At 56.1% G+C, this 26,918-nt stretch carries 25 protein-coding genes; 11 read left to right on the forward strand and 14 right to left on the reverse strand.

What is annotated here, in order from left to right:
- Window positions 1-500: 500 nt before the first annotated feature.
- From FGZ14_RS20860 to FGZ14_RS20880, 5 genes are all read left to right on the forward strand, one after another.
- Window positions 501-965 carry a hypothetical protein gene (locus FGZ14_RS20860; protein WP_139926252.1) on the forward strand — a complete coding sequence of 155 codons (465 nt, stop codon included), beginning with the start codon at window positions 501-503 and terminating at the stop codon, window positions 963-965.
- 743 nt (window positions 966-1,708) lie between these two features.
- On the forward strand, window positions 1,709-3,343 hold the full coding sequence (locus FGZ14_RS20865; RefSeq protein ID WP_139926254.1) for an L-tyrosine/L-tryptophan isonitrile synthase family protein: 1,635 nt from the start codon (window positions 1,709-1,711) through the stop codon (window positions 3,341-3,343).
- A 377-nt stretch (window positions 3,344-3,720) separates the two neighbouring features.
- Complete coding sequence (locus tag FGZ14_RS20870; RefSeq protein WP_139926256.1) at window positions 3,721-5,487, forward strand: TauD/TfdA family dioxygenase; 1,767 nt, start codon at window positions 3,721-3,723, stop codon at window positions 5,485-5,487.
- A gap of 46 nt (window positions 5,488-5,533) precedes the next feature.
- A complete protein-coding gene (locus FGZ14_RS20875; protein WP_139926258.1) occupies window positions 5,534-6,718 on the forward strand; it encodes an NAD(P)/FAD-dependent oxidoreductase in 1,185 nt (394 codons plus the stop codon).
- An 84-nt stretch (window positions 6,719-6,802) separates the two neighbouring features.
- Complete coding sequence (locus FGZ14_RS20880) at window positions 6,803-7,063, forward strand: hypothetical protein (protein WP_139926260.1); 261 nt, start codon at window positions 6,803-6,805, stop codon at window positions 7,061-7,063.
- Between the two features lie 502 nt (window positions 7,064-7,565).
- Here FGZ14_RS20880 and FGZ14_RS20885 read toward each other — a convergent pair.
- Window positions 7,566-8,003: a hypothetical protein gene (locus tag FGZ14_RS20885; RefSeq protein ID WP_139926261.1), complete on the reverse strand. Its 438-nt coding sequence runs from the start codon at window positions 8,001-8,003 to the stop codon at window positions 7,566-7,568.
- A gap of 129 nt (window positions 8,004-8,132) precedes the next feature.
- On the opposite strand from FGZ14_RS20885, the gene FGZ14_RS20890 reads away from it, so the two are divergent.
- Together FGZ14_RS20890 and FGZ14_RS20895 are read left to right on the forward strand one after the other, a co-directional pair.
- Window positions 8,133-8,393 (forward strand): helix-turn-helix domain-containing protein, encoded by a 261-nt coding sequence (locus tag FGZ14_RS20890; RefSeq protein WP_257883429.1) that lies wholly within the window; start codon window positions 8,133-8,135, stop codon window positions 8,391-8,393.
- Between the two features lie 102 nt (window positions 8,394-8,495).
- Window positions 8,496-8,723: a helix-turn-helix domain-containing protein gene (locus tag FGZ14_RS20895; RefSeq protein WP_257883446.1), complete on the forward strand. Its 228-nt coding sequence runs from the start codon at window positions 8,496-8,498 to the stop codon at window positions 8,721-8,723.
- Between the two features lie 64 nt (window positions 8,724-8,787).
- Here FGZ14_RS20895 and FGZ14_RS20900 read toward each other — a convergent pair whose 3' ends face one another.
- The 6 genes from FGZ14_RS20900 to FGZ14_RS20925 all read right to left on the reverse strand — a co-directional run bounded on the left by FGZ14_RS20900 (window position 8,788) and on the right by FGZ14_RS20925 (window position 16,440).
- Entirely contained in the window at window positions 8,788-10,845 is a 2,058-nt protein-coding gene (locus FGZ14_RS20900; RefSeq protein WP_219601198.1) for a site-specific integrase, read from the reverse strand.
- A gap of 104 nt (window positions 10,846-10,949) precedes the next feature.
- Entirely contained in the window at window positions 10,950-11,966 is a 1,017-nt protein-coding gene (locus FGZ14_RS20905) for a site-specific integrase (RefSeq protein WP_139926265.1), read from the reverse strand.
- 289 nt (window positions 11,967-12,255) lie between these two features.
- The gene (locus FGZ14_RS20910; protein WP_139926267.1) at window positions 12,256-12,669 is read right to left on the reverse strand and encodes a single-stranded DNA-binding protein; all 414 of its coding nucleotides are present in this window, start codon (window positions 12,667-12,669) and stop codon (window positions 12,256-12,258) included.
- Window positions 12,670-12,836: 167 nt separating this feature from the next.
- Window positions 12,837-13,859 carry a phage Gp37/Gp68 family protein gene (locus FGZ14_RS20915; RefSeq protein WP_139926268.1) on the reverse strand — a complete coding sequence of 341 codons (1,023 nt, stop codon included), beginning with the start codon at window positions 13,857-13,859 and terminating at the stop codon, window positions 12,837-12,839.
- A gap of 195 nt (window positions 13,860-14,054) precedes the next feature.
- Window positions 14,055-16,082, reverse strand: coding sequence for a DNA cytosine methyltransferase (locus FGZ14_RS20920; protein ID WP_139926270.1), 2,028 nt, complete (start codon window positions 16,080-16,082; stop codon window positions 14,055-14,057).
- A 4-nt stretch (window positions 16,083-16,086) separates the two neighbouring features.
- A complete protein-coding gene (locus FGZ14_RS20925; protein WP_139926272.1) occupies window positions 16,087-16,440 on the reverse strand; it encodes a hypothetical protein in 354 nt (117 codons plus the stop codon).
- Between the two features lie 251 nt (window positions 16,441-16,691).
- Between FGZ14_RS20925 and FGZ14_RS20930 the strand changes: the two genes are divergently transcribed.
- Window positions 16,692-17,027, forward strand: coding sequence for a hypothetical protein (locus FGZ14_RS20930; RefSeq protein ID WP_139926274.1), 336 nt, complete (start codon window positions 16,692-16,694; stop codon window positions 17,025-17,027).
- A gap of 70 nt (window positions 17,028-17,097) precedes the next feature.
- On the opposite strand, the gene FGZ14_RS20935 is transcribed toward FGZ14_RS20930, so the two are convergent.
- The 4 genes from FGZ14_RS20935 to FGZ14_RS20945 form a co-directional block, all read right to left on the reverse strand.
- Window positions 17,098-17,394 carry a hypothetical protein gene (locus tag FGZ14_RS20935; RefSeq protein WP_139926275.1) on the reverse strand — a complete coding sequence of 99 codons (297 nt, stop codon included), beginning with the start codon at window positions 17,392-17,394 and terminating at the stop codon, window positions 17,098-17,100.
- 17 nt (window positions 17,395-17,411) lie between these two features.
- Window positions 17,412-17,747, reverse strand: coding sequence for a hypothetical protein (locus FGZ14_RS20940; RefSeq protein WP_139926277.1), 336 nt, complete (start codon window positions 17,745-17,747; stop codon window positions 17,412-17,414).
- A gap of 4 nt (window positions 17,748-17,751) precedes the next feature.
- Window positions 17,752-17,928 (reverse strand): hypothetical protein, encoded by a 177-nt coding sequence (locus FGZ14_RS21845; protein WP_180754640.1) that lies wholly within the window; start codon window positions 17,926-17,928, stop codon window positions 17,752-17,754.
- Window positions 17,929-18,256: 328 nt separating this feature from the next.
- A complete protein-coding gene (locus FGZ14_RS20945) occupies window positions 18,257-18,679 on the reverse strand; it encodes a hypothetical protein (protein WP_139926279.1) in 423 nt (140 codons plus the stop codon).
- A 538-nt stretch (window positions 18,680-19,217) separates the two neighbouring features.
- Here FGZ14_RS20945 and FGZ14_RS20950 point away from each other — a divergent pair.
- The 3 genes from FGZ14_RS20950 to FGZ14_RS20960 all read left to right on the forward strand — a co-directional run bounded on the left by FGZ14_RS20950 (window position 19,218) and on the right by FGZ14_RS20960 (window position 24,514).
- Entirely contained in the window at window positions 19,218-19,793 is a 576-nt protein-coding gene (locus FGZ14_RS20950; protein WP_139926281.1) for a hypothetical protein, read from the forward strand.
- Window positions 19,794-19,817: 24 nt separating this feature from the next.
- Entirely contained in the window at window positions 19,818-22,901 is a 3,084-nt protein-coding gene (locus FGZ14_RS20955) for a T9SS type A sorting domain-containing protein (protein WP_139926283.1), read from the forward strand.
- Window positions 22,902-23,227: 326 nt separating this feature from the next.
- Window positions 23,228-24,514, forward strand: coding sequence for a tol-pal system protein YbgF (locus FGZ14_RS20960; protein WP_180754641.1), 1,287 nt, complete (start codon window positions 23,228-23,230; stop codon window positions 24,512-24,514).
- 71 nt (window positions 24,515-24,585) lie between these two features.
- Here FGZ14_RS20960 and FGZ14_RS21850 read toward each other — a convergent pair whose 3' ends face one another.
- Genes FGZ14_RS21850 through FGZ14_RS20970 form a run of 3 tightly spaced genes read right to left on the reverse strand, consistent with a single transcriptional unit; the run spans window position 24,586 to window position 26,913 of the window.
- Window positions 24,586-24,735: a hypothetical protein gene (locus FGZ14_RS21850; RefSeq protein WP_180754642.1), complete on the reverse strand. Its 150-nt coding sequence runs from the start codon at window positions 24,733-24,735 to the stop codon at window positions 24,586-24,588.
- 47 nt (window positions 24,736-24,782) lie between these two features.
- The gene (locus tag FGZ14_RS20965) at window positions 24,783-25,979 is read right to left on the reverse strand and encodes a hypothetical protein (protein ID WP_139926285.1); all 1,197 of its coding nucleotides are present in this window, start codon (window positions 25,977-25,979) and stop codon (window positions 24,783-24,785) included.
- 4 nt (window positions 25,980-25,983) lie between these two features.
- Window positions 25,984-26,913: a hypothetical protein gene (locus tag FGZ14_RS20970; RefSeq protein WP_139926287.1), complete on the reverse strand. Its 930-nt coding sequence runs from the start codon at window positions 26,911-26,913 to the stop codon at window positions 25,984-25,986.
- Window positions 26,914-26,918: the final 5 nt, after the last annotated feature.

Here is a 26,918-nt window from a genome sequence, read left to right on the forward strand (position 1 = left end):
AAAACCTGATAGTCTTACACGCTCCTTAACGCAATCGAATATGGGTGGCGATAACGAACGCTAAGACTATCGTTTCGATCATATGCCGAGTAACATATTGGCAAACAGAATACTACTCATGAAAATCAGGCAGTTGTACTCCTAAGTCGGAGGTTTTGCCCTATTTGTTTAACAACACCCAATCTTTTAATGGATAGCAGCACCTTCTGGGAGTTTGTGATAGGTTTCGCAGGCGTCTTACTCTTGGGCTTTGTCGCCAATGTGCTCCTGCTTTTCAAGGCCCTTTGGCGCCGTGAATACCTCTTGGCCATTGGGTATACACTCGTGGTGGTAGGAGCAGTGGTCTTGCTCAATGCTCTGCCGACTTACAGTAAAACAGGTGGCTGAGTCCCACGCGGGTATGTATTAACGATAATTTAAATATGGCACGTAGAAGCTGCGGGTGCTTGTAAGATACGCGGTAAGACAGGCCAAAGATCTTTGCTTACTTATCTTCACCTATGCCTATCCAGCGTAGCCCTATCCAGGGTCCCCTATCCCTGACGGACTATTATCAGCACATTGCCGCAAGCACGAACCCCGTTGATCGTTTAGCAGGTGAGCAGATGCTGCAATTACTCACCTTGCTCGACAGTTTGTTCTCTCAACTACCACTTTGGGGCGTGACATCCATGGCGCGGCTGGGCCTTTCGCCCGACCCGCGTTATGGGAGTGAATGGTGGGTGCTGATCAGGGCAAACGCAATTCCTGGTTCGTATGAGATCGAGTACCTCATGCCGGCCGATCGGCGCCCCTGGGTAGGAGCGGTAGTACAGGGCACCAGCTACTCATGGGAGCAAACGACAGAGTACCTGCTGCTGGCCATGCGCGAAAGCGGGGCGTGGGCAGCGAATCCTGCTTTCAATGCTGTACTGGCACACCACCAGTTGGAACAAGCAAAAGAGGATGACGCTGAGAAGAAATGAACTTTATGTTTGCAGAACTTCCCCTTTAGGCCGCCATTCTTGCGTAGGGCCGTGCCACCGCACTGCTTACAGATAAGAGTCATCTGAAGCAGTACCCAACATACGCATCACCTACTGGTATGCCATCGTCTGCACAGGTACCTTCCTAGATCGCAACGACTCAAGCAATGACTAGATGTATTTTCGGTATACAAACGTTGCTATTAGCATTATTGCTTCATTCCTGCTCTGATAAGACAGATCAAATAAGTACCTCGATTCCCGGAAAACCTACTGAATCCGTATCGATTCGTGCTTATAACAGTGGTTTCAGCTTACATCAAACAGTCGTAGTTGAACGCACCACCGATACTGGTATTTTTAGCAAGCCAACTGCATCGCTAATTGCTACTCGAAATTTATGGAATGCAAAGACTGTGGTAGCGAGGGACTTTTCGTTGACGTGGCGAACGGCTGACTCACTAGTCATATCTTCTCCACATTTAGGGAACATGCTTTTTATCGTCTCGACAAATAAGTTAATAGGAGGGCATGAGACAACCAGACCCTGGTAGTGTATCAGGGTAGTCAGCCGAGAACGAGGGGCCAGCAGCCATTGACCGGGCCACGTTTTACGGGTAGAACGGCCAACTACGCTATGCTGAAATGGGAGGCGGCAATCGGTAACGAGTCCTCCACGTAACTGTTGTATCAACCTTTTAGCCAAGGCCACGCCTGCACCCCACGCTACGTACGCACTCGCCATGACACCACCTTCGAGCTATCTACCTGCGGCTGCTTCCCCGCGCCGCCAACTCCTGGATATCGGGTTACGCTTGCTGGAAGAGCAAGGATTTCAGCAGGTATCCCTGGTGGACATTGCCACGGCCGCCGGGCGGCCCCTGGCGGATGTTTACCGCCATTTCGGTACTAAAAGCGACTTTGTGCTGGGCTTTTACCAGCGCCTGCACGACGAGTTGGAAGTGAAGATCTCGGACCTGCCAATCGGCTCGGTAGCATTACGCTTTCAGACACTAGTGCGCTGGAAAGTAGCCTTGCTGCTGCCCCAGCAACGCTTGCTTCGCTCGCAGCTGGCCAATCTGCTCGACGCGGAGGCACCCGCGGGCGTGCTCAGCCCTGAAACGGAGAGCATCCGGCTGCGCGGGCTGGCCTTATTTGAACTCGTGGTGAGCGGGGCCGCGGATGCTCCCGCGCCGGAACTACGGTCAGCCTTGGCTCAGACCCTCTACGCGGCTCATTGGGGCGTGCTGGCGCTGCGCCTGCTTGACCGCTCAGCCGATGGAAAAGCAACTGATGAGCTGCTGCAGCTGTTCGGGGCCGGGCTCGAGCTTACCACGCCTAGCCTGGCTACCCTGCTGGGGCCGCTGCTGTTAGGGCAGGTATCCGGGGCTGTAGCCCATTTCCTGAATCTGGACCCGACTGTTGACTTCGACGTGGCCCGCCGCATTGCCAAAGTGCTGCTACGGCATCGCAAGGTGCTGCCAACCGGCCCCGACGAGACGGTCACCAATGAAGAGCAAAGTATTGCTCTGCACCTGCCTAAGCTACACTACTACATCCGCCAGGGCCTGCCCATCCACCTGATTTTGCCCGCCTTTCCGGCCAAGTCGCCCAACCCCCAGAAGGTACTGGGCAAGCTCCCGGACCTGGGCGAGGAAATTGCGCTGACCTTTCTGCAGAGTCTCTGCGACGAGATCCGGCAGGTATACGCGCCCGGCGCCCGGCTGAGCATCTGCGCCGACGGGCGCGTCTTCGCCGACTTGGTGCAGGTCAGCGACGCGGACGTGTCGGCCTACAACGAGGAGTTGAAGCGGCTGCTCCGGCAATTGAATACGCCCGATCTGGACGTGGTGAACCTGGAAGACCTGCTGGCTACGGATTCATTCGACAAGGCCCGCACCTGGATTGCCGGCCAGTACGGGGAGCCGTTGGAGGATCTCAAAGCCCGGGTGCGGGACACGGAGCACCACCGGGCCATGTTCAATGGCATTCACCGCTTCGTCTCCGAAGACCGCCTGACCCTGGAGCCGACCAAAAGCAAGAGCCGCGTAAAGGAGGAAAGCAAGGAAGTGGCGTACGAGGTTATCCGGCGCAGCAATGCCTGGACCCGCCTGCTGGCCCAGGAGTTCCCACACGCCGTACGCCTGAGTATTCACCCGCAGCACCCCTACTCCGACAAAATTGGCCTGCGCATGACCCGGGCCGTGGATGACTGGATCACGCCCTGGCACGGGGTGGTGCTGCTGCGCGATAACGAGTATGTGCTGCTGAAGCGCTACCAGGCCGAAGCAGCCGGGGCCGAGCTGGTGCAGAAAGACGGCCGGGCCAGTCACTTCGTCGCCCGCCCGGAAACTGTACCAAACAAGCTAAATTTCTAACCAATACGTATCCAATGGCGCTGCACCTTTGTCCAACCTGTCAACAGAAGGATTTTTTCTGGGGAATGTCCGAAGACGAAAATGGTCAGGATGCGACCCTATGGGGATGCGCAGCGTGTCGATATAGTGCGTACGAATATGACGAGCGCCTGGCCCGCCCTTGTCTGCGCTGCCACAACGGAGAAGAGCTGCTTCTGGTTGATCAACAGCGCCGCTACTGGTGGTGCTCTTATTGCAACCATACGACGACCATCGAGCTACTACACCCCCAATAACCCGCAGAAGCTAATGCAGCATTAAGATCCGTAACACCCTATCGTATCTCACCCCTCTTTTGTACCTGCGGAGCACATTTTCGCGCTATTCTACGTCCTGCTATGCCTACTTACTTCCTTACACCCCAAACGCCCTTTGGATTGCTCGTCCAGGCCGATTCGCCCGGCCAAACCATTGCCGGTATACCCGCCGACCAGATCCGGGCGTGGGTGCAGGAGCACCGACTGCTGATTTTCCGCGGGTTTAGGCTGTTTGATAAAACGCAGTTCGCCCTTTACGCGCAGCAGTTGGGCGAGCCGCTGCAGTGGCCCTTCGGGGCCATCAACGAACTCAAAGTAAAAGCTGACGCCAAGAACTACCTCTACACGCCCAGCGCCGTGCCCCTGCACTGGGACGGGGCCTTTGTGGGCCGCATTCCGTACCTGATCTTCTTTCAGTGCCTGAAAGCGCCCCGCGCCGAGGACCGGGGCGGCACCACCTTCGCCGACACGGGCCGGGCGCTGGCCCGGGCCACGGCCGCGCAGCGGGCCCGATGGGCCCAGGCCACGCTCCGCTACCGGACCGAGAAAATCGTGCACTACGGCGGCACGCTCACCCAGCGGCTGCTGCAGGACCACCCGGTTACGGGCGAGCCGACCATCCGTTTTGCCGAGCCCGTGCACGACCTCAACCCCGTTACGGTCGAAGTGCTCGACGCCACCGAAGAGCAGCAGGCGGCGCTGATTGCAGAGCTGCAAGCTGCCCTGTACGCCCCGGAGGTGTTCTACATTCACACTTGGCAGGACAACGACATCGTGCTGGCCGATAACCACGTGCTGCTGCACGGCCGCGACGCGTTCCTGAACCCCAATGAGCGCCACATTCAGCGCATCAACCTGCTGGCCCGGCCGGCGCACCGGGGCGTGGCGCAGTTTCTGAAAAACAGCAAAACCCTGCGCCGCACCGAGTTTCTGATTGCCGAAATCCCCATTTTCCTCATCCCCATCTTTCTCAGCGCCGAGAATTTCCGCTTCCTGAAAAAGCCGGAGCTGTACGCGGGGCTGGCGGGCATCTACCTGCTCTTCAATTTCGGCGACATGGTCAACGCCTACGCCGACCGCCGCGTGGATGCCGTCTACAAAAGCCACTTGTCCAACGCCATTTTCGAGCTGGGACCGGCCGGGGTGCGCTGGCAGATGCGGGCTTCGGTGGCAGGCACCGTGCTCATCAGTCTGTGGCTGACGTGCCAGACCGGGCGCTGGCAGTTTGTGCCGCTGACCGTTATCGGCTGGGCGCTGGGCTTCCAGTACTCCTGGCGGCCGCTGCACTTTAAGTCGCGCGGGCTCTGGCAGCTGGCCGCGCAGTGGGCCGTTATCTTTTTCGGGCCCATGGCCTACACGGGCAGTCTGGTGACGCACTTTCCCCGGCCGGCGGTACTCACCATGGCGGGGGCTTACGGGCTGCTGCAGGTGGGCGTGCTGATGCTCAACAACGCCGAGGACTACACCGAAGACCAGGCCGCGGGCCTCAACACGGCCATTGTGGCGCTGGGGCTGCACCGCAGCATGCGGGTAGCGCAGGCCCTGACCGGCGGGGCCGGGCTACTGGCGCTGGGCAGCTTCGCGTACCTGTTCCGGGCCGAAAAACTGCCCAAAGCCGCCTATGTGGCCTTGCTGCCACTGGCCGGGGCCGTGGCCTACGTGGCCCAGGGCTACGAGACAATCAACCAGAAAATAGAGGATAAAGACGAGGCCGCCGCCACCGCTGTGCTCAAGGAAAACGGGATGCGGGTGCCCCAATGGCTGAAGGCCACGGCCTACACCAGCCTGCTGGCCGCCGGCGTGCTTTTTGCCGCCCGCGTGCGGCGGCCCCGGACCCAGCAGTCCTAATACTGCTGGCAATCATACCTCCCACCTGTATCGCCCCCCGCTCGGCATGGCTGACCTGCATTCTGCTTCCCCCTTCACCGGATCTGATCCAGCGGAGCATATCTACGATTGCGCCATCATTGGGGGCGGGGTGGCTGGACTGACGCTGGCCGTGCAGCTGGCCCAGGCCGGGCGGCGGGTCGTGCTGTTCGAGAAGGAAACGTACCCGTTCCACCGCGTCTGCGGCGAGTACATCTCGCTGGAGAACTACGACTTTCTGTGCCGCATCGGAGTGCCGCTGGCCGAGATGGACCTGCCGAGAATGACGCGCTTCACCGTGTCCTCCCCTACCGGGGTGGCGCTGCACCACCCCCTGGATATCGGTGGCATCGGCATCACGCGCTACGAGCTGGATTTGCTGCTGGCCCGGCTGGCCGCGGCGCACGGGGCCAGCATTCAGGAGGGCACCAAAGTGACGGATGTGGTCTTTGCAGGCGACGTGTTCACCCTCACCACGGCCGCAGGCGCGACCGTTCGAGCCCGCACGGCCTGCGGAGCCTGGGGCAAGCACGCCAACCTCGACGGCAAGCTGCGCCGCCCGTTTCTTGCATCCAGCCGGCAGGGGCGCCAGTTTGTGGCCGTGAAGTACCACCTGCAGCTGGCCGGTGGCTTTCCGCAGGATTTGGTGGAGATGCATAATTTTCGCGATGGCTACTGCGGGCTCTCGCCGGTACCCGGGGGGGTAACCAACTGCAGCTACATCAGCGATGTGCGCAACCTGCGCGCCCACGGCAACAGCGTGGCGGAAATGGAGCGCCAGGTGCTCATGCAAAACCCCTTGTTGCGCCCCTACCTGGAGCAGGCCCAGCGGGCCGGACAGGCGCCCATCGTCATTTCCCAAATCACGTTTCGGGAGCGCTCCACCGTGGATGCCCACGTGCTTATGCTGGGCGACGCTGCCGGCACTATTGCCCCGCTAGCCGGCAATGGCATGAGCATGGGCATGAACGCCAGCTTCCTGCTGCACGGCCTGCTGCTTGAGTTTCTGGAGGGCCGCCTGTCCCGCGCCGAGTTGGAGCAGCAGTACACGCAGGCCTGGCGCAATCTGCTGAGCCTGCGCATCAGAGCCGGCCGCCTCATTCACCAGTTTTTCGGCCGCCCGGCCCTGACAACGCTAGCAATTCGGGCCCTCAAGGGCCTGCCGGGAATTACTGATCAGGTGCTGAAGCTCACCCACGGCAAAAGCTATTGATGAAGTAGTCTCAGTTTAATAACTACTTTAAGATGTGTTTTACACGCAACGCGTAGCCCTATCCGGTTGCTTGATCAACTACTTATGCGCCCACTGCTGCTATTCGATGATGGCTACATCCTCAACGGGATAGCTCAGGTGTTATTTGTTCCGGTGGTAGTGGTGGCCGCTATATTTCTGCTTGTTGTCACCTTCAAGGCAATCCGTAAGCCAGCCCCTCAGCAATTGCAAGGCGCTGGCCGTTCGGATGGCGGGTGTGTGATAGCACTAGCCGTGGTGCTGGCGATTCTTCTTGGCTTGTACCTATGGATAAAATGGATGGCTCAACCCTACTATCTGCGCTGAAATGTCTACCGGGCAATCTCATTCGCACTCTGGCGGGGCAGGCCTGCCAGCCGGGGTACGCCGAGGGAACGGGATCACAGGCCCAGTTAAACCAGCCGGTGGGGTGATCGTGGATGCGACCGGCACCCTGTATGTGACGGGCTCCGCAGTACACGACGCGGCTGGAGGATTTGCTGCTGGTAGGCTAGACTTCAAAAAACATACTGACTATCCCCCGTCAACGTCGGTTGCTTATGAACGGCAAAACCCTGGGGGCTGGGGGGCCTCCAGGGTTTCAAGAAGTGAGTGCAGCTACACCTACCTTCTAACGCAATGGATAGGGAAAGTGCTGAGACGGATTTTAGGTTCACGCTTAAAATTCGGGTACCCCAGAAGCTGGTCAAGCACAGCAGTTGCTATGTGAGGCTGGAGATGGCAATATGGGCCAGAGTGACACCAGCTTAAGGACGCTGAATGGCACATCTTATTGCAACATCCCCATCCTAAGCGATAGCGAATGTTGCTATTGTTCTACCGGATATTCCACGGACATCTTTGTGGGAGTAGCTTTTACCGCATTATAAATTGTGTCTACACTCTCCGAAAACCAATCTTCTTGGTTAGCCAACTGAAAATGAGTTTGCGCCTCCGGTGACAGCTGTGGAATGACCTGTTGAAGTATAGTTAGTCCAGTTGTATAAGGGCAACCTATGCCTGCTAGACCCACTAGTTCCCGGCACTCTTCGAATACCTGAATACCTCCCACGACGACTGTTTTTACAAATTCGGCATAGCGGACCGGATCCTCCCGGAGGGCAGCTAGCAAGACGTGCGCGAATGCTGTATCTATTGCAGTATCTGCGGCATCGGCATTTGTTCCAAGGGGATAGCTTGACCGAGCATGTTCATCGTAGGTCAGGTCAACCTCGAGCACGACTCTGATTTTTTGAGTAGTGGCCATATGTAGTGAATGATGGTTAAAAGGTGAGGGAACTAATTGTAATAGACTGGTATAAGGATCCTACCGTACACATACTAGAAGTAATATACGCAGGCAAAATAGGGCAAATTTGCTCTAATTTTTTCTATCGTGAGCGCCCTTTTTTGCGGGGTGAAATACCTTCGGGATCAAGAGAGTCTGCATCACTTCGGTCTTCGGTTGCGGGAAGTGCGGAAAGCCAAGGGGTTTACACAAGAAAGCTTAGCAGCGGCCGCTGAGTTGGAGTTCAGTCAGATCGGCCGTATCGAACGCGGGGTAATCAATACTCGGTTGAGTACTGTCTTTGTGCTGGCCCGCGCATTAGGGATCGATGTGCGTGAGCTGTTTGCTTTCCCAACTGAAACCCAATAAAAGTAAAGCCAGTCAGCGGTTACATTTAGCTGGCTGGTCGTACACTCCACCTAACTTGCAGTGACAAAAATAAATAGCGATACGACCGCTTTATTCGGACAGGTGTTGGTGGAGGCCAGAAAACAGCGGCGCATGTCACAGGCTGCCCTAGCTGTGGCCAGTGAGTTGGACCGCACATTTATTTCTCAATTGGAACTCGGCAAAAAGCATCCCTCTTTACTAACACTTTTTCAACTTGGTAGTGGGCTCGGGCTTGCACCTTCCGTCTTATTGCGGCGAGTAGAACATGCCTTGAAAGCCAAAGCCCGCGCGGCAGTGCAGCACCTATAAGATTAAGCTGCGCTGGGCTGCGAAATGATGAGTGCTGCACTGCAGGAGGTGGGCAAATATCAGATCACATCCGTATGGCAATTGTGCCGAGTAACTCCATGGCGTGCACCAAGGCGTGGCGTTCGGCAGCGGTAAGCGACAGTTGTTCCTGCACCTGAGATAAGCTGTTGCGGGCAGTAAGGGCTAATGATTGAATGGTTTCGTGAGGTTGAAAACGCAAATGGGCCAACATACCCGTAAGTGCTACCGGCTCCTCGCAAGTAGGAGTTGTCGGCGTAGAGATAGGTGGTGGTACAGGCATAAGCGGTGATAAATGCGGGACATGCATTGCCTGGAATGCAGATCGAACCGTCTCCGGTACGATTTCTTCGTCATGTCGCAAGTAGTAATCCGTCGACCGGGCGAACTGGTGACCTAGCCATTGCTGCACGTGTCGTCGGGGTACGCCAGCCTGGTAGAGTTGAGTTGCCAATGTCGCCCGGCCCCGGTGGCACGTAATACGTCCCCGCGCGTCGTAATTGCTGATGCCGGCTTTTCGGCACAGGAGAGGGATTAATACTTGGTTGATATAATTAACGCTTAGTGGGCGGCCTCGCCAGACAAATAATAACCCCCGCCGCCGCTCTTTAGGCGATAGCAGGAGGCGAAGACACCTTTCCCAGGCGTCCAGCGCACGGGCCAGCCGCGTATCGACAGCTTTGTCGAACGGACCGCTGGATTTGTTAGCGGGTACACGCAGGTTAACAATGCGACGGGCCCGTTTGGCCGACGAACGGTCAAAGTGTTGAGTTGCCGGTAGCCATCGGATGCACCCTATTGGTAGGCGCACAATTTCGTCGCGGCGCAGCCCTGCAAATAGCCAGACGGCCGCTAACGCACGCACCATTTCCAACGGGTATGTGGCCTCGACGTGATAGCCTTTCGGTAACTCAGTTGGTCGGGGCAAATCTGCTTGCGTCAGTGAAAGCCCGGCTTGCTCCAGTCGCTTCCAAATGTCCCATTGGATGACCTGTGGGTTTGGGCCACACGCTGCCAGCAGATCGGGCGGGGTCCTTAAAAAAATGGCCGGATCGAAGGCGTCGGGCAGCAACTTGGCAGCTTGGCACTCGGTGAAAAAGCAGCGGACTGCATTGATGATCTGCACCCGCACTGCTGCGCGCAATTCCTCACCCCAGCGTGTGCCTTTGCGCGGGATTTGATCGCGGTTCCAATCGCCGACTTTCATGGTGCACACGGCCTCGACGAAGGCCTTGGCTATGCTCGCTGTCCACTGGGCGGGATTGTTTGCCTTGGGAAATACAGCCATTGTCCACCGGCCCGCTTTGGCTATGCGCGACCGTTGCGACGCAACAGTTCGTTCTTGCCCATACGTGAGTTTACTCCACTCCTCAATCATCTCCTTCCAAGCAACTGGCAGCGTATCCTGGGGCTTGGGGCGAGGGCGCTCACGAGGTGGCTTAGGCACCGGCGCAGCAGCTAACGGTTGGGATAGAATGCCAGCTAGCTGAAGTGCTTGCACGACCGCCAAACAGCCCTGTTGCATTCCCTTCGAGGGGGCACTCAACTGGTAGACCTCTTCCATGACATCTAGCGTCAACTCTTCTAGCATACAACTGCGGTTGAGCAGCAACGCCCATGCTGTGCAGACACGAAGACCAGGAATATTGAGGTAATTAACGCCCGCCTCAGCTAATTTATCCGCAACAGCGTACCGCGCCCCGTTTACTCGTTTACGCCCGAAAATGCTGCGTGCGGAGGCTGAGAGGTTGCAGTCGGTGATGAACCGATGAATGGTAATGCCTCCTAGCAAGTACGCGCAACTGATCAATTGATGTCGTAGATTAGCCTGAGGCAATTGTCGTTCTCCGTGAATGACCCCTTGCCGATGTGCGTAGTCCTGCTGAGTTACACCAATCGTTTCTAGCCATAAAGTTGTGTCCCACGCCCATAATGTGGTCTGGCGCACATACATTTCTTTCAAGAGCAGAACACAACAGGCATAGGAGTTCCTCCCGACCTCGTCTGGGTGATTACAATGCGCGAAGACCGCTTTAATGGGACGGATGAGCCGCTCCAAGTACTGAAATTCTTGTTTCCTGTCTCGTTCGTAGCGTTTCCCCATAATTGGCGGTCGGCTGACCCACTGGGATAGCGCATATTGCTCCAATGGTGTCAAACTCACGCCGCGATCCAACACGTGAGACAGGGCTGACCATTCTGGTAAGTTCATTGCTGCACCTCATTGCGTTGAGCGAGGCGCACCAGCGCTTGTTCGATACTGTGTTGTGTGGCATCGGGCAACGGATGCAGATATATGCCAGTGCTACTTGGGTGTTGGTGACCAGCATATAAGGATACGTACGGGGATTCCCACCCCTTTGACGCGAAGACGGTAATGCCCAAATGGCGCATGGTATGCGTCTTGAGTTGAGGCAGGCGTGTGCGTTGGGCAACACGTTTAATCACGCTTGCCCAAGTCCACACGGAGATGCCCTGCCCCCGGTTGCGTTTGGATTCCGATATAAACAGTGCCTTATCGGATCCTTGAGCACCATAGTGGTAGAGGTTTAGGTATTGCTGCAGTAAGTGCTTAGTACCTTCGGAATAATATACCCGGCGCGCACGTTTCGTTTTGGTAGTTTCAGCACGGATGTACACCATATTGCCTCCACTACCCCGTGCGACATCGCTAATGCGCAGAGCACATAATTCTGCCCGGCGTAGGGCACATTCAAATGCCAGAGATAACATCAACTGGTTGCGCAGTGACTCTGTCTGCATAACATCCAAGATTCGTCCCCATTGTTCTCCATCCGGTATCCACGATATATGCTGCTTGACGGGTAATTCGCCCGCGCAACTGAGGCCGCGTTTTCGTTTTGCGGAGAATCCGTGCCGGATAGGAATGGTAGTGCGAATGCTTTCCTCCTTTAGATAGAGGTAATAGAGTCGCAACACGGCCAACCGATGTTTGCGACTGCCGTCCGACAATTGTCGTTGTAAGGGGCGATTATTTCGAATAATGGGTCGGTCAGTTAGCGCACGGAAGTAGCCTACGACGTCCTGTGATGTAGCGTGGATATAGTCAATCTGCTCTTGAGCACAATGCGCTAAGTAGTCAGATAATACGTATGAATATGATAAAATCGTACTGTCGGCGTTATATAAGGCTGATTTGAACATCAACCAGTTTAACACAGTAGGGTGGTCCGCAAAACGCGGTGCGAGCTTAGTAAAGTCCATATTGGCAGACGAAAAAACTATGTCAGTTGTCTGCAAAGATAGAGTGGTATATTCTATATATGTTACAATTATTTAAATACGTAAATAATCTGTTTAACAGACATTTGTACACTTGTGGCTAAGGTTAAAATTCAAGTTGCGACTAAAATTAGTTGCAATGTGTGATCTATATTCCATTCTACTATTATACGCACTCAGGAAACTCTGTGTTACCCGATAGCAACAATAATTGCGCTACACTGGCAGGAAACGAAAGAGGGAGGCCCTAGCCCCCCTCTCCGTCAGCCCATTAGAACGGCAGATCGTTGTCGTCGTCGGAAGTGAAAGCTCCTGCTTCATTATTGGCCGACTGGCTGCCACCGGTAGTTGCGGCCGCCGCCTTTTTCCCCACCAGCTCGATGCTAGTAACCCGGACTTCAATGGTTGGTACCCACTCTTTCTGCGCATTCTGATAGCCGCTGGCTTTGGGCGTACCCTGAATCAGAACCTGCTGCCCTTCTTTGAGGTAGTCGGCAATCGTGGTTTTCTGGCCTTCCTTGCGCCAGATGGTGCAGTCGTACCAGGTAGTCTGCTCCACTTTCTCGCCGCCTTGCTTGGTGTAGTGTTCATTAACGGCTACGCTGAAGCCGATGGCTTTTGAGCCTTTTACATCGCGTACTACGGCATCTTTGCCGAGGTTGCCAGTGAGGGTGATCTGATGCATTGTGGTAGGGAAAAGAGTGTGAAAAAGGAAAAGTGAAACTGGAAACGCTTGATAGTCTTTTTACGAATACGGGGCAAAAACCGCTAATAAATAGCAACAAAAAACAGGCTTTATTAGTCTGAAAACAGCCTTTCTCCCCCTATCGCCCATTTACTTAAGTCAGGTCTTTACGGGGTGGTTAATTCCTCGTCGAGGGGACCAGGCACCTCGTCATACAGTAATCCATCCAGCAACCGGCCCGCGCCGGTCTTGCCTACCCGCCAGACGTGGGTACTGTCGTTTGGCTCCCAGGGCTGATCTCCGGATCGGCCGTAATCGCCGCCGCACAGCTGGCCCTGGGGCACCCATTCCCCCCACTGTTTGAATAAGAAACTCACGCCGGCTTCCTGGCACTGCTGCTGCAGGCTGCGCACCCAGGCCGGATGCACCGGCCGGGCTTTCGGCCCCGACTCTCCCCCGACAATTACCCAATCCAGGCAATAAGGCAACTCGTTGCCGGGCTGATCAAACGCTGACTGTTCCCGGACCGTCAGCGGCTTCAGGGGCAGGCCAGTCATGGGGTGCTGAAACCCGAAAATCTCATCCGTAACCCGGATGCGGGTTAGATCCACTGGGCCTAACAGGGGCTCCATGCTGGCAAAGTGGCGCACGGCCGGAATGCTCAGCAGCCACTGTAGGCGGGAATCAGCAGTAGCTTGATTTTCAACGGAAGTGCCCAGGAATACATTAGCGGGTGGCTCACCCTGCATCCAGTTGTAGAGCCAGGGGCCAACCGGGTGCATAAAAGGGGAGGTGGCAAAGGCGTACGAAATGCCTTCCATTACCAATTCCGGGCGCTTGGTCAGCAGCAGCCAATCCAGGTGCGGGGTATCCATAATGAGCATGAACAGCCGTAGGCGCCAGGGTTTCAGCTCATCCCGATCCTCGAATACATCCCCCAGCGAAAGGCAGAAAACCCGCCGCCGCTCTCCGTCCTGTTGTGCCTGCTTGTTCCACTGCACCGGCAGCTGCCAGTATTTCTCCGCTGCCGGCACTCGCTGGCCCCCAGGTCCCCATTCACCGAGTACGGCCGGATTGCGCTTACTCTGCACCTCAGCGTAACAGTTTTTGCAGCCCGCTGATACTTTCTCGCAACCCCGCCAAGGATTAAATGTGTGGTGCGCCCATTCGATTTTAGTGTCTTTACCCATCTTGGCTACATTTTTTTGGATACTCGTTTCCAGCGACGGACTTGTTTCTGCTGGGCCAGAATCTGAACTACTTCCCGCCATATGCCAGCGTAGAAGGGTAAAACAAGGCCCACAAACAGCGCGTAGCTCAGCAGCACGAGCAGTAGAAGGAATAGTAGATGTGGGAGCATAGCGGGGGATTTTAGGAGTGGAGAGTTAGGCGGCGGTGGCGTAGCTGCCTTCGTAATCGGCTAATAGATGCAGTAGGTCGGCGTCGCTGAAAGCTTCGTAGATGCTTTCCACGATGCGCTGACTCATTTTGGGCGGCACACTGTTTCCGATGAATTTCTTCTGCGCTGTAGTGCTGCCCAGCAACACGTAGCCTTCGGGAAAGCCTTGGATCTTTAGCAGCTCCTCGACCATCAGCATTCGCATCAGCACGTCGGCCAGACCATAGGCCCGCATGAAGTCGCGGATCAGCCGCAGGGTGGGGCTATCAGCCGCCTGATGCTGCCAGTGGGTCGGCTCGGTAAGCAGTGGCTCCGGGGTAATGAGGTAATGATGATCTCCCGTGAGCAGCGTGGGGCCTGCTTCGTGCAATGGCCGGCCAACGTTGTCGAACTTGTTATCCAGCAGCCACGGTTCGGGAGCTACCAGATAGTGATGCTGGCGGCTGGCCAGCAGGGTAGGGCAGGGCTCATCCAGGCTGCGGCCGGTATTGTCAAAGCTGGTTGGCATCATCCAGGCCTCCGCCCGCAGCACGGCATGATGATCGTTGGTCGTGATGGTACCGGCCGGCGCATCGAGGGACTGATGGTTGTGCTCCCCGCTGCCGTAGCGCTTATCCAGCCACTGGGTCTGCACCAGGCCCATGCGGTCCTTGGTCGTAATAGTGCCAGCGGGCTCCAGCAGGCCCGAAACGTTAGAGCCGTTACCGTAATACTTGCTGATGAAAGTGGGCTGAACCAGTCCGAAACGGTTTTCCGTGGTAATGGTATTGGCTGGCCCCTGCAGGGACAAATTCCGGCACTCATCGGACCCACCGTTATACTGGGTCAGAAATTCCGGCTGCACTAAGTCCGGTTGAAAACCACAGGCCAGGGTAGGAGCACTGCTATCGAGGCTCACGCCCGGATTAGCCTTGCCGCTGGGCGGATTGCTGGTGCGCTTCATCAGCCAGCCCGCAGCGGGCTTGGGCTCGGGACGCAACAAGTCAGTTTTACCGGCCGCTACAGCCTGCAGGTAACGCGTGACCGTGGCCACGTCCGCCCCGGCGATGTACTTGCATAGGCCGGCATAGATGCGTTTCAGGGTTTTCTCAACGAGCGGCTTGCTGCGCCCGAAAATGCTCTCCCCTTTCTGTTCCAGATTCAAGCAGGGCCGCACCGGCAGCCAGGGCTGAGTTCCTACCGTTTTGCCATCGCGGGAGTGCGTAGCCTGAGGCCAGCGTACCGGCAGCCCGGTCTTAGCGAAAATCATGAATAGGCGGACTCTGGAGGTCCTTTCTCCGTGGTCAGCCGCATTAAGCAGCTTATAATGGCAGCAGTATCCCAGATCCTCAATGCTCTGCTTCCACCGGATAAAATCGCGCCCCTTGGTCCGGGACTCCGGAACCATAATCGGCGCTTCTTCCCAAACCAGCTCACCCTGCGGGTTGACTACCTGACGTTGCACAGGCTTGCCATTCTTGCGCAGCTTGGGCTGGCCATCGGGGCGAACTACATCCTCCAGCACTTTCACGCGACGGGTAGCAGGCCGGCCATCCTTATCAAGCTTCTGTACCAACGGCCCCCAGGACATAAACTCACGCACATTCTCCACGAAGAAATAGAGTGGGTTCACGGCCCGTATGTAGCGCTCCATGTGCTCAGCTAGGGAACGGGAATCCGCATCGCGGCTTAAGCCGCCCTTCGCGTTGCTGAAGTTGGTACACTCCAGGGACGCCCATAGCAGCGCCGTTTTAACCAGTAGGCTCGCATCGAGCTTGGTTATATCCTCAATGAAGTGCCGGGCGGCCGCGTGGTTGCTCTTGTGGGAGGCAATGGCCAGGGCATCATGATTTACTACCTGCGTCGTGGAAACGACTTTCTGCCCATTGAACCGGGCGGCCTCAAAGCCACTGGTGGTTCCCCCTGCACCGCAGAACAGATCCGTAGCGGTAAACAACATCCAGGCGGCCAGCGCCTGTGCCGCCCGGTTACGGGCTTGCCCAAATAAAGGCAGCGTAGCATATACTGCGTGCATGGCGCTAGTCGTGCAGTTGCACCATCCAGGCCTGCGCCTCCCCATCCCAGTCTACCAGGGCGCGAAAGGCCACGGGTGCGGCCTCCAGTTCACTTAGCAGCTGCTCCCGGCTTAGAGTCCGACCTTCGCGCTTGTAGTTTCCTTGACGCAGGGAGCCGATAGCTGCCCGGGTAGGAGTGCAGGTCAGGCCTTCCAGCAAGGTAATGGTGCTGCTAAGGCCTACTTCCAGAAAGCTGCTTTCCCCCAGCTCCAGCCAGTCGCAGCCATGCTGAAAATAAATACCTGCAAGGGCCACATAGGCCGGAATATGTGCCGGAGCTACGGGGGCACTGGGCGGAGGCAAAAGCGCGATTGACATGGCAAAAAGGGATAAATGGCGAGTTGCGTTGTTGTTATTTATACGCAGCCAGCATAGACATTGTTCTATCTTGCGATTAAATTTAATAGCGCAATCTACATGAAAAATTAATAGCTGTACCTTGTCGCAGGATTCATTAGTTTGTGCGAAAAAGTCAGCAGTTGTTGCGCGAAGCATCAGCCCTTACTGCGACTGATTATTTATCCCGAACGCCCCTTGTTATCGTGCTTCGGCACTCATGCCCGCTTGTTATGCCCTTTTCTACCGCTTCACCCCTGGAGGCCGTCGATTTAGTTTGCTGGATTCAGGACGTTACCATTATCGAGGTGCTGGGTGAGCAGGCCTTGCACGTCGCCTTATCCGAAAATGCCGGGCTAGGCGAGTCGCTGGTATTACCGCTGGGCTACTTTCCTTTTCTGGAGCGCGAATTGGCCACCGCCGAGCCCGCCTGCGGCTGGGTAGCGGAAGGAGCCGGTATAACCAGCGCGGTTTACTGGCCCTTACTGGGTCAGCGCTGCACGGTTAATAAGCTGCACTCGCTCTACTTCGAGTACCAGATGGCCACGATGTACGCGGGCCCGTTCTAAAGCCTGGGGACAAAAAGAAAGCGGGCCGCATGGTGCGGCCCGCTTGGTGCAGCCTTCCTGTCGTTCCCCCTTACCTGAACGGCAATTTGCTATACACTTCTTCAAATGAGTGGCCCAGCGCCTCAATTACTGGCCGCAGGTGCTCCTGATCTTCTTCCTCGCCCCCCTGAATGCACTCCCCCCAATCCAAGCTGGCCGGACTCGTGGTATGGTCGATCTGGAGCTGCCCATCGGCGTTAAGCGGCATGGTTAGCAGCGCTCCATCCTGCATGCAGTAAGCGGAGCCGGAAGCCAGGTGATAGGCAATCAGTAGTACGCCCCCGCTCTTATCCGAGCCGTTCTGTTCTGGGGTAGGTGTGCCAGCCATGGGAAAGGGAGTAGAGGTTAATAGGAAGTAGTAGAAACAGTCAATCCAGCCGCCTGAGCCTGAAAGGTGGCCTCCTGCCAGGCCTTGGCAAAGTAGCCCTGCTGGATGGCGGCTTGGAGCTGGGCCAAACCTAGAAAGCGGTATTGCAAACTGGTTTTGCCTAGGGGCTGAAGTAGTTGATCGGCTTCGCTGGCCGTAAAGCAGCCAATGTCTTTACCCGTGGCCAGCACTACGGAACACCCTGGCCGTTGCCGGCGTCCGGCTGCGGCGGGAAAAATATCATAGATAACCCCGGCTAGCTGGTGCATTTGGCAGTAGACGGCCTGCCCGATGTGAATGCTGCGTGCTGACATAAGGCTAGTAGTCGTCACCCGCCAAATCGGCGGCAAGCTCCCGGCTCTCGAAATCGTCAGCATCGCTGGAGTAGCCTTCGTTATACTCGTTGTCAACCTCGTGCGAAGGATCATAGTACCCTTGCTCGTCTCCATCATTCTCTACCGAGTCGGCAAAGGGAGTTTCATCTTCAAAATACATATAGGATGGGCGCTTAGTTTGAAGTGGTAAACTACACTAATTATACGTTAGAGCCGCTTTTTTGTTGCTATTTAGCAACACTTGCAACTAAATTTATACGCTTTCATTTTACTCATTCTTGCCAACTCCCAATTTCGCTCAATGCTAATCCCCCCCCAGAATAATGCCTAAGCGTGGGCAACTGGTCGAACTTTCAGCCCGCCAGGAGGCCTGTAAATACTACCGTCTAATTATTAGAATAGTACTACTGTAAAAAAATAATGCGCTTACCCCATTTTCAGCGGCAATTAGAGGGCAGTCGGTGGGGTTCCCGACTGCCCCCCATTCATCAGGCCGCAATTGCAAGCGCCTGGCGCTGCTCGTGAAGCTTCAAGGCGCGGTTATCGCGGCGCTTGGTGATGGCGGCATTTGTGCGGGCCAACAACTCCAACAGGGAGCCTGCGGTATGGGGCTGCACTACGGCGCAGCGGCCCCGATCTTTTTCTTCGTCATTGAGCAAGTCAGCATCCAGAAAATTGCCCAGCATTTCTTCCATTAGCTCGGCCCCCTCAGCAAACCACTTGGCCCCGTCGCCTAAGCCAAATTTTGCTCCAATGGCGTCCGAAATTAGGGCGCATAATAGCTCGGCCAACCGGCAGCGGTTGCGGCGAACGTAATACACATGCAGGGCATATTCCAAGGCCACCGGAGAAAGGGTCAGAACTGAGGGGTTGGCTTCTAAATACCGGCGAGTTTTGCTGAGCGTATCCATCTGAAAGGGGGGAAGGTTGGTTGCGTTGTCTTTATATGTATACGGAAATGAGGGCCGCACCGTATATAATTCTCAACAAAAAACCCCTTCTATTTAACCCTAACAGGCATTTTCTCCCCAACTGCCCATAATTTTAAGTGCAGGTGTAACCACGGCTGCCCAGATCCAGTATATTTGCCTAAGAATCATATCGGCAAGGAAGGCGGTTTGCGTTGTAACTTACCTCAGTCCGTTTCGATCTGATACAAAGGGCCGTCATGTTTACATGGCGGCCCTTTTTCGTTGCCGCAAGTCGGCCGGCCATGTCCGCCCCGGCAGTTTCCTGCCCCCTCCCCAGCATTGGTTTCTTCTCCTGTCGGCACTGGCCCGCCAGGTGCAGCCGCATGCCTGCTGTTGCCTTATCTCGTGCACAGAATTTGCGGCAGTATATATAAAGTTCGAGAACCAAAAAACCGCCTTATATTGCCACTATATTTAGTAGCAAAATGCTACTATTTCTAATTGCTCTGCAACTAAATTTCACTTCATTCAATCGGCTATGAACCCAACCCGCTACATCCATTCCACAGTGCTGCTTTCCTTGCTGGCACTTGGTGCCTGCAAGAAAGAGGAGGCGCCGAAAGCTGTTCTACCGGAAGCTACCCAAACCGGTCAAAACACGGCTGGAGCTAAAGTTGACGGGACAGTATGGCTGCCGGTGCAGCAGTTTCTGTACGCTGGCGCCCCCCTGACTGCCCGGTACACAAAGTCGGTTACCGGCTATGAGCTGGACCTATACTTTGGACGGTTCCCCGCCGAGGAAAACGACCCTTTCAGTGAAACCAGCATCAACTTCTACGTGCCGGATATCCGCAAGCCTGGCACCATCCAGCTTAACCAGCAGGCTGACCCCAAATTTACCACGGCCAACCCGGCTTACGCCACTTTCACCTATGGCAAGCCTAGCCCCGACCAGGTGCTCATCACCGGCCCAGCGGCCCCGGGTACGCTAACGATTACTCGTCTCGATACAGTGGCGCGCGTAGTGGCCGGCACTTACGAATTCCGGGCCCAGGCCCTGACGGGAACCGGCTCGGTGAACGTGACGGAAGGACGATTCGACCTCAAATACTAACGCTTACCACTATACCCTTCCTTCATGAAAAAACTCTTTACCGGCTTAACCTTATTGCTTGGGGCTGCCACTGCGCACGCACAAACTTTCACTGACCCGCGAAGTCAGTTCACGCAGCTGGTGGACAGCCTGATTTCACCCCTGGATAAGTCCCGCATCCCTGGGAGCATCCTCTACGACCGGGTACCCGCCACTGCTAACCTGCATTTGTTCACGCAGTATACGGGTTCAAATGCCTCGCATTTCTTCCAAAGCTATTTTGAGCTGAAGGAATCGGCATATGGCCTGGCTTCCTTTACCCAGGAGCGTTCCTCCCTGCGGCCCCTGGCGGAAAGCATGACGACGGCTGACCGTACCATGGGCGGCGACCTGCCGATAGGCATTCTTGATTATCAGTTTGCAGTACTGGATACCCTGGCGGAAGAACGCGGCACAATCCGCGAAATCGGCGGGTTATACTACGATGGCTCAGGCTCGCCCTACGAAGCGAAACGGGTCACGGTCATTTCTCCGCTGGCTGACACCGTGGCCGGGCAGGTGCGACTGACCATGCCGGCCTTGTTTCAGTTTCAGAATACCAGCCGGCAGCCCAGTCATTGCCTTGTGCAGGTTGGCTCCTCCCAATACACGCTCTCCGGAGGCGGTAGTGCTCTGGTAACGTTCCCCTCCTCAGGCTATCAGGGACTGACTTTTACCATGTATTTCACGGACGGCTCTAGTGCTATTGCCCGATCTGGTGTGATAGTGAAATCAGCCCTGGCTACCCGCCCGAATGGCGTGGTTACCATGCCTATTTCCCCCAATATCATCGGCGGCACCTGGAACGACTACAACGGCCAGACTACCTATGGAGAAGGAGAAGCCCTGAGCTATCTGTTCAACCCACAAAGTCAGGCTGATGGCAAGCTCCGCAATCCGTTGATTGTAATGGATGGCTTCGACCCCTCGGACAAACGCAAGATTGACCGTATCTACGGGGACTTTTCCCCTCTGATTCCTGCCCTGCAGGTGGCCGGCAAGGAGCGGGATTTGATTGTTCTGAACTTTCCTAAAACTCGGCGGCGGGTAGATATGCCTCGTCAGACGGTGTATAAGGACGTGGATGGCGGCGCGGATTACATCGAGCGCAATTCGCTGGTGCTGGTAGAGCTGCTGAGCCGCATCAAACCGTTGATGGCCGACCCGAATCAAAAGGTTTCCATCATTGGTCCCAGCATGGGCGGGCTAATCTCTCGCTATGCCCTGGCTTTGATGGAGAAGAACTTTGCCAACTCCGGCAACCCGGCCACCTACAACAACCCCTACTGGAAGCACAATGTAGACTTGTGGTTTTCGTTTGATGGCCCGCACCAGGGGGCAAACATTCCCATGGGTGATCAGGAGTTTATCGACTACTTCTCCGGTATGTCGGAAGCGGCGGAAAACAACGCAGCCCGCCTGAACTCGATTGCGGCTAAACAGATGCTGGTAAATCACCGTCTGGATCAGGGTGGTACCAACTACCACATTCCGTTTATGCGGGCCCTGCAGAACAATGGCTTGGCCGGTTCCTATGGCTACCCTACGCAGGTTCGCCGCGTCGCCTTGGCCAATGGCATCATTAACGGGCAGATGAACACGGGCGCCGGCACACCAGGGGCCACCGGACTGCAGCTGGATGTGGCTCGTATCGCAGGCAATAAGCGTCGCCAGTTTTTTTACCGCAGCACCACGCCGGGCACCCAGATTTCGGCCAATATGTATTTCGCCCCTGCGGCCGGCCAGCGGGGTACGGTATTCAACGGGGAAGCCCGCGTAATTGTCGCAATGCTTAAACCCGTGCAGAAGCGCCGGGAAATTAAGCTAACCAGCGGCTCTCAGGGTAGCTACGACCTGGCCCCAGGCGGCACCTACGATTCACAGTTCCAGATCCAGGACGGTACGTTGAAAGGCAAGCAGCTTCCTGGCTACGAGTTCCGCTTCTCCAATTTGCGGCCCTTGCACAGCTTTATTCCTACTGTTAGCGCCCTGGGCTTCCAGTATAAGAATATGGCCAACTACAACGGTACTGGCCAGCTGCCAAACCCCTATACGGACCTGTCATCGCGCAGCCTCTCCTGCAATGATGAAACGCCCTTTGACTCCTATTATGCCTACCCTTACAGCAATGGGGCTCACGTAACGGTGGATGATGGCGCCAAGGCCTTTATTGTGCGGGAGCTGTTTAACGTAACGCAGCCGGCGACCTTCCGCCCCTCGAACCCCACTACCATCTGCCCCAACGGAACGGCCTACATTTCCCTTAATGACTGTAACCAGCGCCTGAGCAATGTAACCTACAACTGGAGCCTCACCGGCCCTGGTGCTTTCACCACTTCCGGTACGGGCAGCGTGACCAACGGCGGCACCGTGCAGGCCATCAAAAACAACACTGGCCAGGCCGGCACCATAACCGTTAGCGTAGTTGCTGTTCGCGCCGGGGCGGCCCCCAGCCCGGCCGTTACCTATTCCTTCCAGGTTACTGCCGGAGGTGACCCACTGGACGCTTACATCACCTTTAACCAAGGCCAGGTACGCATCTGCCCTTACAGCACTGTGACAGTGCACGCTGAAGGCCTGACTAGCGGTCCCTACACCTGGACCAAGCGCACGATTCGAGCCGGCACGACTACTACGCCGCAGACAATCACTACGACTAGCCCGGATTTGCCCGTTACGGTACGCTATGATGAAATTGAAGTCACGGTAACGGCTCCTGGTTCGTGCTCCGGCGTCAATCTGCCTAAATCCTACGTGTATGTTTCGCCTGAGCCCAGCACCGATGGCCGCTACTGCGACCCATACTCCTACTACCTCTCGCCGGTACCGAGCAATCAGTATTTCATGATCAGCACGGTGGAAAACACTGATCCGCAGCAGGCTCAGGAAGCGATGGCTCTCCCGGAGGAGGAGAACCCCCATGCCTACCACGCGGAGCTGTTTAATGACCGCGGCAAAAAGGTTAAGACCGGCAACACCAAAAATGGCAAGCTGCGTTTTGATACGGCTGATCTGCCCAACGGCATTTACCACGTCCAACTGCGGCGCGGTAGCCAGACTCAGACCCGCAACCTTATAATTCAGCACTAGGCCCTGTAGGCTTTCTCGACCGGCCCCGGCTGCTCATTTACCAATGAGGGCCGGGGCCTTTCGTTTCCTGGCCACTTGAAATATTATAACCATATTTGCAACTAATATTAACTGCACCAACCTATCTATTTACTGGCCTAACGCTCACACCGCTCTATTTGCCAGTTCTCAGCACTCCCTGTTGCGCGAATACCTTCTGAGTAAGATTCAATTTTTCCTGAAACTAAACCAATAGCCTCGGGCTGCTGGGCAAACTGCATGCTATGACTCTGAGTAGTACAAATCCTGCTTCTAAGCAGTTTGCCCGGAAACTGAGGCGTTTAAGTATGGCCTTAGGCACGCTACTGTTTTCGGTAGCCGGCAGTCAGGCCCAGCAAGTGGACTCCGCTGGCATCAGCCGCCGCATCGAGCTGCAGAATGTGGACGTGGCTCCGTCTGCTGTCGATACGAAAGGGTGGCTGTTGATGGATAACGACATTAAAACGGAACTGGAGGGCGGGGTTAGTAACCTCTACAACTTCAAATTTGATAAGGCCGAACGGCAGTTCCGCTCCCTGCGCCGTCGGTACGTGCACCATCCTCTGCCGTACTTCCTGATGGGGCTCAGCGCCTGGTGGAAGATTGTACCGACCAACGTATCTACCAAGCAGTTCGACAAGGCATTTTTTGCCTACATGGATACTGCCACTACGAAAGCCGAAGCGCTCTATAAGCAGGACAACCAGAACTACGAGGCCTGCTTTTTCCTTTCGGCCTCCTACGGCTTCTCCTCCCGGCTGCACGCCGAGCGCCACGATTGGGCCAAGGCGACGATTGAAGCCAAGCGGGCCCTTGACTACTTGGAAAAAAGCCGCGAGGCCAATGGCCTGAGCCCGGAATTTCTCTTTGGCCAGGCCTTATTCAATTACTACGCCGTCTGGATTGGAGAGGAGAAGCCCTGGCTGAAGCCCGTGCTGCTTTTCTTCCCCAAAGGCAACAAGGCTCTCGGGCTGCAGCAGTTGCGTAGCGTAACGCAAAATGCCGTGTACACGGCTCCTGAAGCTAAATTCTTCCTGATGAAGATCCTGACCAGTGAGCGGGAAAACAAGGAGGCGGAAGCCTTCCCGTTGGTGCGCAGCCTGGCCCTGGATTATCCGGACAATGCCTATTTCCAGCGCTTTTACGCTATGCAGTGCTTTAACCGGGGCGACTTCCGGGAATGCGAGCGGGTAAGCCTGGAAATCCTGGATAAGTATAACCAGGGGCTGCAGGGATTCGACGGGTTCAGCGGGCGGTATGCCTCGTACTTTTTGGCTTTCATTCGCAAGAACAAGTACCAAGACGTAGCAAAAGCCAAATCCTATTATCAGCGCTGCATCGTGTTTTCAGAATCTACGGACCAGACTAAAGGCGGCTACTATCAGTACGCTAACCTGAGCTTGGCCCGGATGGCGACGGCGGAGAAGGATGAGAAAGCAGCCCGCCGCTACTATGAAGCTGTGCTGGCCTCTGCTGACCGCAAATCCGATATGTACCGCGAAGCCAAGCAGTTCATCAAGACTACCCGGCGCCCTACCAGCTCCCGGGTTACAGATCAGGACCCGCTGCGCACGTTGGTCCACCGCGACAACTAAGCATTTGACAATCAAAAAAAGCCCGGTCAGATCGACCGGGCTTTTTCTTTTCTACTCCCTGAAGGGGTTGCTTACTGAGCAGTTGGGGCTTCGTGCTCAATGTCGGAGCTATCAGAACCCATAGACCAAGCGGTTTCGAGGCGCTGATCCAGGGCTTCTACCTGAAAGTTGGCGGCTACCTGTTCTTCAGTAGCCTTGGCGGAGGTGGAGGGGTTGTTCATGGTACTTGGAAAATGGTTGATGATCCGAGAAAAGATACCGGGCAGCTCTACTCGGCTAGAAGCTGCTGGTTTAATCGGGTAGCCCTGCGGCGGAGAACTAGACCCAGGAAAAAGCGCCCCCACACGAGGTAGAAGGCGGCGGCTAACAGATGCTGCTGGGTGAGGGGGTTTGTGCCCTGCACCACGCGGGCCATAAGCGCCGGCAGCTCTCCGGGAAAGCGGGCAATTGCCGGTCCGTGGTGATAGAGGGCCCAGCATGCCAGTAGTAGAAAAAACAGCGTATTGCCCAACCCATAGAGCAGCCAGAGCAGCTTGCGGCTCAGTAGCGCTTTTCCCTTGCTTGTAAGCACGCGGCGGACGCTGGCACGGGTAAATGCCTGCTTTACCGTCCGGGATGCCTTAGAAAGAAGATTTGGGGTATTGGTCAAATCGGCTAGCATCCAATACCCATCCCTGCGGATAAAGGGGTTGAACTGCCAGGCCGCCGAAATGGCAATGCTCGTGCTGGCCAGCAGCAGCGCGGGTTGCGGAGTGCCCAGGTAGGCAAGTGCCAGCCCCGTTGACAGCAGCAGCTGCGCGTAGATGCCGCCCAGGTTGGCTATCATGCGTTGGGCTCTGGTCGCCTGCCAGATGCCGGTTATATCAGCGTACAAAACCGGAAAAACGTAGCCATAGAAGCCAAAGCCGATACCTCCGTGCCGGATACCCAACCGGGCACAGGCGGCGATGTGGCCAGCCTCGTGCAGCAGTATCGAGCCATATAGCAGCGGGATAGCTACCGCATATTCCCCAACGCCAGCCTCGGAGCCAATGGAGTTCGATGCGAAAACAGCTGTAAGCAGCAGCACCTGTCCCCCCAGCAGTGGCCAGAACAGCGCCGGGCTGAACAGCCAGCGCAAGGGAGCGGCCAACCGCCCGGCTGCAGCCGGACTAAATAAACTCACCTTCAAGGCAATATGATCCAGCCCTGAGCGCTCCAACCCGGGCTGCCCTTCTTCCTCCCGCAATAGCGCGTAGCCCCCGAAGCGGCCTGCTACAAGGCGCGTAAACTGCTCGGTGGCCAGCGTGGTCTGAAAGGTCTGATTAAACCGGGCAAGCGCTTGTTCAGTGGTCGAGGACTGCTGCAGGATCTGGAATAACTCAGCGGCCGCAGTATTTACCAGCAGATGCTGTCCCGCTGGCGTCGATATTAGCCAGGTGCTCCGATCAAATACGCTCAGGCGGCTGTGTTCCACTACCAGCATGGGCCTAGGCAACAAGCGAAGTAGGAGTGGAAGAATCCTGCGCGGCCTTCCGAGCACGGGCCACTACCTGCTGCACCCGGCTCATTTGCGCGGTGTAGGTGGCAATCTGAGGCTCCAGGTAGGTCGCTAACTGGTCTAACCCCAGCCGCTGAGCCAGCTCCAGGCTATGCTGATAGTGCTTTTTCCCCTGCTCCATCAAGTCATACGCCAGCCCGGACGTATACAAGTACCGGTGCTGCAGGTTGACGGGGATGGCCTCCGGGTCGATACCTAAGTTGGTTAGATACGCAGCGACCTGCGCATGGGCGTAGGTGTACTGCTTTTGCTCCCAGTCCTGAGCGAAATCCTCTACATCATCAAAATACTGGCTGCCGATGTGAATGCTGGCCAGACACTCTAGCAAGGCCTCGACGTGGGTAGTGTCCTGGCCCAGATTGCTCAGGGCGTGAACCATTGCAAAACAGATAGCCGATTTGCCGGCTGCCAGGTGCTCGAACTGCTGCACCGTCAGGGCCGGCCGCAACTCGGCATACTTCTTCTCCTCCAGGTTGGCGGCCGTATAACGCTGCTTGCACTGGTGAAACTGCGCCCAAAAGGGGGTGCCCACTGGGAAAAGTGTCGTCAGCCCCTGTACGGCCGTTTCCTGCAGGCTCAGCACGTCAAACAGGCGGCGGGTTTGGTGACTAATGCCGCCCGCCGTAGGCTCATCAACCAGCTTATCGACGGTAACGATGAAACTGAAATACAGGTAGCTGTAGATGGTCAGGTCCCGTAGCTGGGTTTCGCTCACGCGGGGGAACAGCGGGGCCAGGTATTGCGGTAACTCCACGTAGAAAACGTAGGCCTTCAACGTAGGCTCGGCGCTCAGCTGCTGCTTGAAACGGTCGCTGATAGCGAGCTGTGAAATATAGTGCTGAAGGGCCTCGATAAACACGGTGG

This window comes from Hymenobacter sp. DG01 (genome assembly GCF_006352025.1).
Taxonomy (GTDB): Bacteria; Bacteroidota; Bacteroidia; order Cytophagales; family Hymenobacteraceae; genus Hymenobacter.

Coding starts and splice junctions, on each gene's coding strand:
- FGZ14_RS20910 (WP_139926267.1), bottom strand. CDS start 12,669: ATGCATCAGATCACCCTCACTGGCAACCTCGGCAAAGATGCCGTAGTA.
- FGZ14_RS20955 (WP_139926283.1), top strand. CDS start 19,818: ATGAAAAAACTCTTTACCGGCTTAACCTTATTGCTTGGGGCTGCCACT.
- FGZ14_RS20950 (WP_139926281.1), top strand. CDS start 19,218: ATGAACCCAACCCGCTACATCCATTCCACAGTGCTGCTTTCCTTGCTG.
- FGZ14_RS20900 (WP_219601198.1), bottom strand. CDS start 10,845: ATGGGGAAACGCTACGAACGAGACAGGAAACAAGAATTTCAGTACTTG.
- FGZ14_RS20880 (WP_139926260.1), top strand. CDS start 6,803: ATGCGCCCACTGCTGCTATTCGATGATGGCTACATCCTCAACGGGATA.
- FGZ14_RS20860 (WP_139926252.1), top strand. CDS start 501: ATGCCTATCCAGCGTAGCCCTATCCAGGGTCCCCTATCCCTGACGGAC.
- FGZ14_RS20960 (WP_180754641.1), top strand. CDS start 23,228: ATGGCCTTAGGCACGCTACTGTTTTCGGTAGCCGGCAGTCAGGCCCAG.
- FGZ14_RS20935 (WP_139926275.1), bottom strand. CDS start 17,394: ATGGCTGGCACACCTACCCCAGAACAGAACGGCTCGGATAAGAGCGGG.
- FGZ14_RS20865 (WP_139926254.1), top strand. CDS start 1,709: ATGACACCACCTTCGAGCTATCTACCTGCGGCTGCTTCCCCGCGCCGC.
- FGZ14_RS20870 (WP_139926256.1), top strand. CDS start 3,721: ATGCCTACTTACTTCCTTACACCCCAAACGCCCTTTGGATTGCTCGTC.
- FGZ14_RS21845 (WP_180754640.1), bottom strand. CDS start 17,928: ATGTATTTTGAAGATGAAACTCCCTTTGCCGACTCGGTAGAGAATGAT.
- FGZ14_RS20945 (WP_139926279.1), bottom strand. CDS start 18,679: ATGGATACGCTCAGCAAAACTCGCCGGTATTTAGAAGCCAACCCCTCA.
- FGZ14_RS20920 (WP_139926270.1), bottom strand. CDS start 16,082: ATGCACGCAGTATATGCTACGCTGCCTTTATTTGGGCAAGCCCGTAAC.
- FGZ14_RS20965 (WP_139926285.1), bottom strand. CDS start 25,979: ATGCTGGTAGTGGAACACAGCCGCCTGAGCGTATTTGATCGGAGCACC.
- FGZ14_RS20885 (WP_139926261.1), bottom strand. CDS start 8,003: ATGGCCACTACTCAAAAAATCAGAGTCGTGCTCGAGGTTGACCTGACC.
- FGZ14_RS20930 (WP_139926274.1), top strand. CDS start 16,692: ATGCCCTTTTCTACCGCTTCACCCCTGGAGGCCGTCGATTTAGTTTGC.
- FGZ14_RS20905 (WP_139926265.1), bottom strand. CDS start 11,966: ATGGACTTTACTAAGCTCGCACCGCGTTTTGCGGACCACCCTACTGTG.
- FGZ14_RS21850 (WP_180754642.1), bottom strand. CDS start 24,735: ATGAACAACCCCTCCACCTCCGCCAAGGCTACTGAAGAACAGGTAGCC.
- FGZ14_RS20925 (WP_139926272.1), bottom strand. CDS start 16,440: ATGTCAATCGCGCTTTTGCCTCCGCCCAGTGCCCCCGTAGCTCCGGCA.
- FGZ14_RS20875 (WP_139926258.1), top strand. CDS start 5,534: ATGGCTGACCTGCATTCTGCTTCCCCCTTCACCGGATCTGATCCAGCG.
- FGZ14_RS20940 (WP_139926277.1), bottom strand. CDS start 17,747: ATGTCAGCACGCAGCATTCACATCGGGCAGGCCGTCTACTGCCAAATG.
- FGZ14_RS20915 (WP_139926268.1), bottom strand. CDS start 13,859: ATGGGTAAAGACACTAAAATCGAATGGGCGCACCACACATTTAATCCT.